The organism is Frankia canadensis (assembly GCF_900197875.1).
GTDB lineage: Bacteria > Actinomycetota > Actinomycetes > Frankiales > Frankiaceae > Frankia > Frankia canadensis.
Genome location: NZ_FZMO01000540.1, coordinates 21,243 through 29,616 on the forward strand (window position 1 = coordinate 21,243; position 8,374 = coordinate 29,616).

Below are 8,374 nucleotides of genomic sequence, written 5' to 3' on the forward strand. Positions count from 1 at the left end.
GAGGACACATGACCACCCTCGCGCCGCCACGGATGCAGCGGCTATGGCTGGAGCTCACTGGCCGCTGCAATCTCACATGCACTCACTGCTACGCGTCGGCCGGGCCGACCGGTGACCACGGCACGATGAAGACCGTCGACTGGTTCGCCGTCATCGACGCCGCCGCCGAGCTCGGGGTCGAGCAGGTCACGATGATCGGCGGTGAGCCGACGTTGCACCCGGCGCTGCCGGACCTCGTCGGCCGCGCGCTCGACGCCGGCCTGACGGTGGAGATCTACTCCAACCTTGTGCGGGTGCCCGACCGGTTGTGGCCGACGCTGATGCGCCCCGGCGTGAGCATCGCCACGAGCTACTACGCCGCCGACCCGGCCGAGCACGACCGCATCACGGGTAGGACGGGTTCGTACGCGCTCACCCGGGCGACCATCATCGAGGTTCTGCGCCGAGAGATCCCGCTGCGGGTCAACATTGTCGGCACCGGCGACAGCACGGCCGTTGATCAGGCGCATTCCGCCCTGCTGGCTCTCGGCGTGCGCACCATCACCCGCGACGAGGTGCGTCCGGTCGGTCGCGCCGGCACTCTCGACGACCCGGGCGAGGCGGGCACCTGCGGTCGCTGCGGTCACGGCCGCGCGGCCATCAGCCCGGAGGGAATCGTCACACCGTGCGTGTTCAGCCGCCGTGCGCCCGCCGGCAACGTGCGGGTTCAGACGCTGGCGGAGATTCTCGCCGGGGCGGCGTTCGCCGGGCAGGTGGCCCGCTTGGACGCCATCCGGCCGGGCCGCATCACCGACGGGTGCGGGCCGGACAGCGACACCAAACCGTGCGGGCCGACCGACCCGGAGCCGGACCCGAACTGATGACCGGGTCGTGGCGGGACCAGGCCCGCGTCCTAGCCGATGAGATCACCCATCCCGGCTCCCGCTGGCATCAAGTCGTCGCCGACACGCCGCGGCATGAGCTGGTTCCCGCCTGGTGGGCGCGCACCGCCGACGGGTGGACGCCGCGCCGCGGGCCGATCGCCGACGCGTACGCCGCCCACCGGTCGCTCGTCACCCGCGTCGGTGCCCGCCACGTCGACCAGGCTGCCGACGGCGAGGTGGCGGAGGGTCGGCCGACGTCCTCGGCCACCATGCCGGCGCTGGCCCTGACCATGTACCGGCATGGCAGGTTGGGGGAGGGCCTGGACATCCTCGACGTTGGCACCGGGTCGGGCTACGGGACGGCGCTGCTCTCGCGCCGCTTCGGCGACGAGCGCGTCACGACGATCGATGTTGACCCGTATCTGGTCGCCGCCGCCGCGGAACGCCTCGCCGCCCTCGACCTGCACCCCACCGCCCTGACCGTGGACGCGACCGGGCCCCTGCCCGGCCTATACGACCGGATCGTGTCCATGGTGTCGGTGCCGTTCATCCCACCGAGCTGGCTGGCCGCACTCCGCCCCGGCGGACGGCTGGTCACCACGATCAGCGGCACCCACATGGTCGTGACCGCGACCAGCACCCCACACGGCTTCGTAGGCATGGTCGAGTTCGAGCCCGCCGGGTTCATGAACACCCGCACCGGCGACGACTACCCACCCACGCTCGTCGAGTCCGACGATCTGGACGTGCGCGACGGCGAGCACGTCGGCACCGGACGCTATCCGGTCCTTCACATCGCGGAGGCGTGGGAGCTCTCCTCCCTGTTCTCCCTGGCCGCCCCGGGCGTCCAGCATCGCTACCGGCGGGAACCGGACGGCCAGCACACCGCGATCATGGCCCATCCGGATGGGTCCTGGGCGCGGGCCACCGCCGTCGGCGCCGAGCCGCCCACCGTCCACCAGGGCGGACCGCGCCGCCTCTGGGACATGCTCGACGAGGTCCGCGATGACTGGCTCCGCCGCGGGTACGCCCCATGGCTCGGCGCCACCGTGCGGATCGGCGACGACGGCAGCCTCCGCCTCACCTATGGCGACTGGACGGCGACCATCCCTGCCGCGCCGCTCCCCTGACCGGCCTGCCCCCGTCGCAACCGGCGGGCAGGCCCCTACGTCCGCCCGCAGCGCGGTGATCCGTTCGCGCGTCTCTACCCGCTGCGGGCGGGCTCACCCCCTGACTGGCCTGCCCCGCGGGTACCACGCGGCACCTGCCCCGCGGCGCGGCGCGGCGCGGCAGGCCCCCACAGTCCCCGCCCGCGGCACGGTCGGCCGCGGGCGGGGACATCCCCTGATCGGCCTGCCCGTCTGCTGCCCCTACGCCGGGCGGGCAGGCGCTACCACGGAGAATAATCATGTCCTGGAGGTCCACCGCCGTCGCGCCCGCCGTCACGTTCGGCCGGCGCGGCGGCGACATCGTGATCCGCTACCAGTTCGCCGGCGACGAGCATGAGCTGACCATGCCCGGCGGGGCATGGGTCCAGCTCGCCGTCGCAATCCGTGACCACGAGCTGGACTCGCTCGGCGGCGCCGACGGCGAGTGGACGCCGCACCGAGCCGGCATGGCGCGCCGCAGCGCCGGCTATGTCGAGCTCGTGCTCAACGGGTCGGAGCCCTCCCAGCGCCGTCTACCCGAGTCGATCTGGCAGCAGATCGCCGCGGCGGAACGCGGCGGCGCGATCAGCGGCCTGCCCGGTCAGCGCAGGCCGGGCTCGCGGGGCAGGCCGAGGATGCGCTCGGCGATCACGTTGCGGCTGACCTCGGAGGTGCCGCCGGCGATGGTCAGGCCCCGGGCCAGAAGGTACTGGTGGGTGAGCGCCGCCTCCTCGCCGGTCACCCCGGCGACACCGGCGATGGTCATGCCGAGTTCGGTGACGCGCTGGGCGTGCTCGGCGCCGAGCAGCTTGCTGATGTTGCCCTCCGGCGACGGCTCGCCGCCCGCGACCGCCCGCACGATCTGGCGCAGGTTGAGCAGGCCCGCCGTCTGCTCGGCCGCGACGAGGCGGCCCACGCGGCGGCCCAGGTCGACGTCGTCGGGGGCGTGCCGGGCGAGCAGGTCGAGCAGGATCCCCGCCGAGCGGGCCTCCTCCCCGACACTGCCGCCTCCGAGCGTCACCCGCTCGTTGCCGAGGGTGGCACGCGCCACCGTCCAGCCGGCGTTGACCTCGCCGACGACATCGGCGTCCGGGACGAACACGTCATCGAAGAAGACCTCGTTGAACTGGGCGTGGCCGGTGATCTCCCGCAGCGGCCGCACGTCGACGCCGGGGGCTGTCAGGTCGATGCCCATCGTGGTGATACCGCGGTGCTTGGCGGCGTCGGGGTCGGTGCGCACCGTGGCCAGGCCGCGGTTGCACAGGTGCGCACCGGAGGTCCAGACCTTCTGGCCGTTGATCCGCCAGCCGCCCTCCACCCGCTCGGCCCGGGTCTGCACCCCGGCCGCGTCGGAGCCGGCGCCCGGCTCGCTGAACAGCTGGCACCAGACGAGCTCGCCGTGCAGGCTCGGCGTGAGCCAGCGCTCGATCTGCTCGGTGGAGCCGTGCTGGGTGATGGTCAGCAGCACCCAGCCGCCGATGCTGAGGTCCGGCACGTCGATGCCGGCGAACTCCTCCTCGATGACGAGCTGCTCGGCGGGGCCGGCCTCACGCCCCCACGGCCGCTTCCAGTGCGGCACCAGGTAGCCGCTGTCGGCGAGCAGGACCCGGCGCTCAGCCTCGGGGGTGGCGTGGAACCTTTCGACGAACGCGCGCGCCTCACGCCGGTACTCCTGCGCCTGCGGGGGCAGTTCGACGGCGAACGCACGGCGCACCCCAGCCTGGCTGAGCGCCAGCACGTCCTGCTCGGCCGCCTCGACCGGGCCGGCGATCGCCGCCAGCACCGCGGCCCGGCGCAGGTAGAGATGCGCGTCGTGCTCCCAGGTGAAGCCGATGCCGCCGTGGATCTGGATGTTCATCCGGGCGGTGCGCTGGTAGGCGGGCAGCGCGACCGTGGCGGCGATCGCCGCGGCGAGGTCCGCCTCGGTCTCGCCGGCGGGCGCGCGGGCGGCGTCCCAGGCGGCGGCGGTCGCGCTCTCCGTCGCGACCAGCATGTTCGCCAGATGGTGCTTGACGGCCTGGAACCCGCCGATGATCCGGCCGAACTGCTGGCGCACCTTGGCGTACTCCAGGGCCATGGTCAGCGCCGCCCGGGAGCCGCCGGCCGCCTCCGCCGCGGCGAGCGTGCGCAGCACCCGGGTCGCCACCGCCACCCCGCCGCGCAGCAGGCCGGTGGCCTGCGGCACGACCCGATCGAAATCGAGTGCGACAAGTCCGAGGGACGGGTCGAGGGACCCCAGCCCGCGCACGGCGAGACCCTCCGCGCCGGCCGACACGACCATCAGGTCATCGCCGACCGGGACCAGGTGGACACCGGCCCAGACCCCGCCGAGTGCCGCCGGTACGGTGCCGTGCAGCACCCCCGGCACTGTGCCGCCGGACACCTCCGGAGCAGGGCCGCCGGACACCTCCGGAGCGGGGCCGGACACCTTCGGAGCAGGGCCGCCGGGCGCGCCCGGCTCGTGTGCTCCTCCCGCGGCGGCCGGCGTGAGGGAGGCGACGAGCGCGAGGGAGGCGACCACGGTGCCGTCCGCGAGACCCGGTAGCAGGGCGGTCCGCTGCGCGTGGGTGCCGACTTGCGCGATGACCGCGGCGGCGACGACGGTGGGCAGGAACGGGCCGGCCGCGACCTGGCCGCCGAGCCCCTCGGCGACGATCGCCAGTTCCGGCAGGCCGAACCCGGACCCGCCGTGCTCCTCCGGCAGATGCAGGCCGAGCCAGCCGAGCGCCGCGATCTGCTTCCACTCCGGCCCGAGCTCGGCGCCCGTCTTCCGGACGTCTGTCTGCCCGGCGAGCTCGGGTCCCGCGCCGAGCGCCCGCCGCGCGCCCGCGCGCAGATCGTGGCTGTCGGCGAAGTCGCGCACCACCTCGGCGAGAGCCCTGTGATCGTCACTGATCGCCAGAGGCATGGGAACTCCCTCCCGCGGGCGGCGCGCCGGCGGGAGATGCCCGCCTGGCGCCTGCGCCCGCAGCGTCGACACTAGGGCCGGGTCGCAGGCGAGGTAGACCTACCTGCGCCCCCGCCGGACGCGGACATCCGGCCTCATGCCGGACAGACCCACCGTAAGGCATGCGGCATCGACGCACCCTCGACCCGCGACCACGCGGTCCAGGGCGGGGCGGTCAGGCGGCGGCGTGCTCGCGCAGTTCGGCGGCGAGCAGGTGGCGGAAGCCGAGCACGATGGCGTTCACGCCGACGGTGAACTCCGACGCGGGGTCGGTGTCGCCGGCGCGCTCGGCGAGCAGGGAGCCTCGGGCGAAGTTGACCAGGGTCTGGAAGGCGTGCCAGGCCATCCCGGTCGGGAAGCCGGCGCGGCCCAGCCGTTCGAGGAGCTCGGTCGCCCGCGGCCAGCGAGCGGCCTCCTGGCGGAAGGCCGGGCCGCCGATACGCCCGAGGACGAACTCACGGGTCACCACGTCCGCCGCGAGCCGGGAGTAGACATCGACGAAGAATCCGCTCAGGACATCCTCCCACCGATCACCCCGCAGCGGGGCCACACTTCGGTAAAAGGTGCCAAGCGCCCGCTCGGCCATCGCGTCGAGGAGTTCCTGCTTGCTCTTGTAATACCAGTAGATGCTCGTGACGCCGACATCCAGGAAAGCCGCGAGGCGCGGCATGCTCAGCTGTTCGCCGGGCATGCTGCGACAGAACTCGAACGCTCCGGAGAGAATGCCGTCAGCGCTGATCGAACCGCGCGCCCGCCGCGACCTGGGACGTCCTGCGCTCGCTGTGGCGGGCACCTACTGCCTCCGCATCGTCGGCACGGCCCTGGCACGGCCCTGGCGCGACCCCGGCCAGGGGACCACAGGCTGCATCTTACCGGAGGGTTCGCGGCATTTCGTGAGACCTGCGCCGCATCCGCCGGCCGCACGCATTACGACACCTGGTGAAAGGCTCCCCGCCGGCGCCTTGGCGCCCGTGCGACATCCACCCGCCTACCGGCCTGAATACGTCACCCGCCGGTCCCCGTGGACCCGCGGGCCCACGGCTCGGCCCTGGCCGGCCCGCGGGCCGCGGCTTGGTCCTGGCCAGCTCGCAGGCACCCGACCAGGGCCGGCACCTCGGCGAGCGCGCGCATCGCGTCGCCCAGAAGCGCACGGCAGGCCGGGTCGGGCACCCGGCGGCTGTTCAGCGTCGCGTCGATCGGACTGGCGCTGACGCCGTGGCGGGGGTCGGCGGGGGCGCTGTGGCTGATCGCCTGGCGGGTGGTGCAGGGCGTGGGCGGGGCGATGCTGATGGCGAACTCGACGGCGATCCTCACCGACGCCTTCCCCACCCGTCAGCGCGGGATGGCGCTGGGCATCAACCAGGTCGCCGCCCGCATCGACTGGTGGGGCAACATCACCTTCGCGATCGGGCTGACCGCGCTGCTGGCGGGTGTCACCTACGGCATCCAGCCCTACGGCGGTCACGACATGGGCTGGACGAACCCGAAGGTGCTCGGCGCGCTCGTCGGCGGTGCCGCCGTGCTCGCCGCGTTCCTGCAGATCGAACGGCGGGTCGGGCAGCCCATGTTCAACCTCGTGCTGTTCCGGATCCGCGCGTTCAGCGCCGGCAACGCCGCGGTGCTGCTGTCCTCGATCGCCCGCGGCGGCATGCAGTTCATGCTCATCATCTGGCTGCAGGGCATCTGGCTGCCGCTGCACGGCTACGACTACGTCGACACACCCCTGTGGGCCGGCGTCTACCTGCTGCCGCTGACGATCGGCTTCCTCGTCGCCGGGCCCGTGTCCGGCTTCCTGTCCGACCGCTTCGGCGCCCGCGCGTTCGCCACCGGCGGCCTGCTGCTCGTCGCCGGCAGCTTCCTCGGGCTGCTCCTGCTGCCGATGAACTTCAGCTACCCGGCGTTCGCGGCGCTGCTCGTGCTCAACGGCGTCGGCTCCGGGCTGTTCTCCGCCCCGAACACGACGGCGGTGATGAACGCGGTGCCCGCCGCCTCCCGCGGCGGCGCCTCCGGGATGCGCGCGACGTTCATGAACTCGGGGCAGGTGCTCTCGATCGGGTTGTTCTTCTCGATGATGATCGCCGGACTGGCCTCGAGCCTGCCGTCCTCGCTGCGCAGCGGCCTGGCCGCCCACCACGTACCCGCGGACGTGACCGACCGGGTGGCCGGCCTGCCGCCGGTCGGCAGCCTGTTCGCCGCCTTCCTCGGCTACAACCGGATGCGCAACCTGCTCGGCGACGACACCCTTCGCGGCCTTCCGCCGGCGGACGCCCAGGACCTCACCGGCAGGCAGTTCTTCCCGCATCTGATCGCCTCGCCGTTCCACCACGGCCTGGTCATCGTCTTCACCCTGGCGATCGGCATGTCCCTGATCGCGGCGCTGGCCTCCCTGTTGCGCGGCTCGCGGTACGTCCACGTCGAACCGGCGCCCGCGTCCGCCCGCCCCGCCACCACCAGCCTCACCACCGCCGGGGCCGGGGCGACGAGCGCCGCCGTCACCGCCGGTCCCACCCCAGCCGGATCCGCCGCGGTCTCCTCGGCGCCGGCGGCCGACGCCGCGACGGCGGCGACCGCGGGTGGCAACCAGCGGGCCGGCCTCGACTGACCACGATCACATCGCACCTCCAACGGAACAACGGGCCGCGTGCGGCCCCTGCGCGACAAGCTCGATATCGGTGGACCGGTCCATTGCGGCGTGCGACACTGCGCCGCTCGAGTTCGGGACGATCAACGGCGTGCGGCGGGCACTCCTTTGCCGCGACGGTGAGGACTTCGGCGCGCCTCGTGGGCGTCACGCCCTGACGCGCCGCGTCTCTTTCCCGGTCCGACGCGCCGCGCCGGCGACACCGACAGACCACGTCCCATCAATGGGGTCAACACGACCGAATCCCATTCCCGATATCTGGACAACGGACCTGCCCATTCGGCGGCCGGACGGCATTTCCCGGGCGAACGGCACATGAACGGCCAGAGTCTGGTCAGCAGGCAAACGGCCTGAACCGCAGGGTACGGACGGCCCGTGCGTGACCCAGGGCCGGGGGCCGGGCCGCCGCCGCGGGCTCCGCGCGGCTTGACTACCCGCGAACGGGGGCCCACGTAGTCAGATCGGGCCATGTCCATGCGCCCTGCGGCTGCCCGAGTTGGTCGAAACGGGCTCTGGCGCGGCCGGGTGCTCCAGGGGTGCCCTGCGGAGCACCCGGCCGCGGACCTCGATGGGCGCTGGCGCTGCCACCCACCGAGACGAAGCCCTGTCGCTCAGCACACCGTGACGGACCGACAGGGCACGATGCGATAGCTCTCGACTCCGCCGAGTGTTCGGGCGTGGTCCTCGGCCGCACGCGCCGTCGCCCAACCCACGAGGATCTCCACCACACCACCGTCGGCATCGAGCACCGCGATGGAGAAGTCGAGCGGCCGCG

At 73.3% G+C, this 8,374-nt stretch carries 6 protein-coding genes; 3 read left to right on the forward strand and 3 right to left on the reverse strand.

What is annotated here, in order from left to right; genetic code table 11:
* The first annotated feature begins 8 nt into the window (after nt 1–8).
* Both C1A33_RS30175 and C1A33_RS30180 read left to right on the forward strand, forming a co-directional pair.
* Entirely contained in the window at nt 9–860 is an 852-nt protein-coding gene (locus C1A33_RS30175) for a radical SAM/SPASM domain-containing protein (protein ID WP_101835542.1), read from the forward strand.
* Complete coding sequence (locus C1A33_RS30180; RefSeq protein WP_101835551.1) at nt 860–1,993, forward strand: methyltransferase domain-containing protein; 1,134 nt, start codon at nt 860–862, stop codon at nt 1,991–1,993. The genes C1A33_RS30175 and C1A33_RS30180 overlap by 1 nt, the downstream gene beginning before the upstream one ends.
* Before the next feature lie 619 nt (nt 1,994–2,612).
* Here C1A33_RS30180 and C1A33_RS30185 read toward each other — a convergent pair.
* The 3 genes from C1A33_RS30185 to C1A33_RS38475 form a co-directional block, all read right to left on the reverse strand.
* On the reverse strand, nt 2,613–4,919 hold the full coding sequence (locus C1A33_RS30185; RefSeq protein ID WP_101835544.1) for an acyl-CoA dehydrogenase family protein: 2,307 nt from the start codon (nt 4,917–4,919) through the stop codon (nt 2,613–2,615).
* 214 nt (nt 4,920–5,133) lie between these two features.
* Nucleotides 5,134–5,751, reverse strand: coding sequence for a TetR family transcriptional regulator (locus C1A33_RS30190; RefSeq protein WP_101835546.1), 618 nt, complete (start codon nt 5,749–5,751; stop codon nt 5,134–5,136).
* Nucleotides 5,752–5,963: 212 nt separating this feature from the next.
* Nucleotides 5,964–6,272 (reverse strand): hypothetical protein, encoded by a 309-nt coding sequence (locus tag C1A33_RS38475; protein ID WP_480014877.1) that lies wholly within the window; start codon nt 6,270–6,272, stop codon nt 5,964–5,966.
* Here C1A33_RS38475 and C1A33_RS30195 point away from each other — a divergent pair.
* The gene (locus C1A33_RS30195; RefSeq protein ID WP_480014875.1) at nt 6,166–7,560 is read left to right on the forward strand and encodes an MFS transporter; all 1,395 of its coding nucleotides are present in this window, start codon (nt 6,166–6,168) and stop codon (nt 7,558–7,560) included. The genes C1A33_RS38475 and C1A33_RS30195 overlap by 107 nt on opposite strands.
* The last annotated feature ends 814 nt before the right edge of the window (nt 7,561–8,374 follow it).

What these genes read in the sequence shown, in the direction of transcription:
- C1A33_RS30175 (WP_101835542.1), top strand. Translation starts at nt 9, where the DNA reads ATGACCACCCTCGCGCCGCCACGGATGCAGCGGCTATGGCTGGAGCTC.
- C1A33_RS30185 (WP_101835544.1), bottom strand. Translation starts at nt 4,919, where the DNA reads ATGCCTCTGGCGATCAGTGACGATCACAGGGCTCTCGCCGAGGTGGTG.
- C1A33_RS30180 (WP_101835551.1), top strand. Translation starts at nt 860, where the DNA reads ATGACCGGGTCGTGGCGGGACCAGGCCCGCGTCCTAGCCGATGAGATC.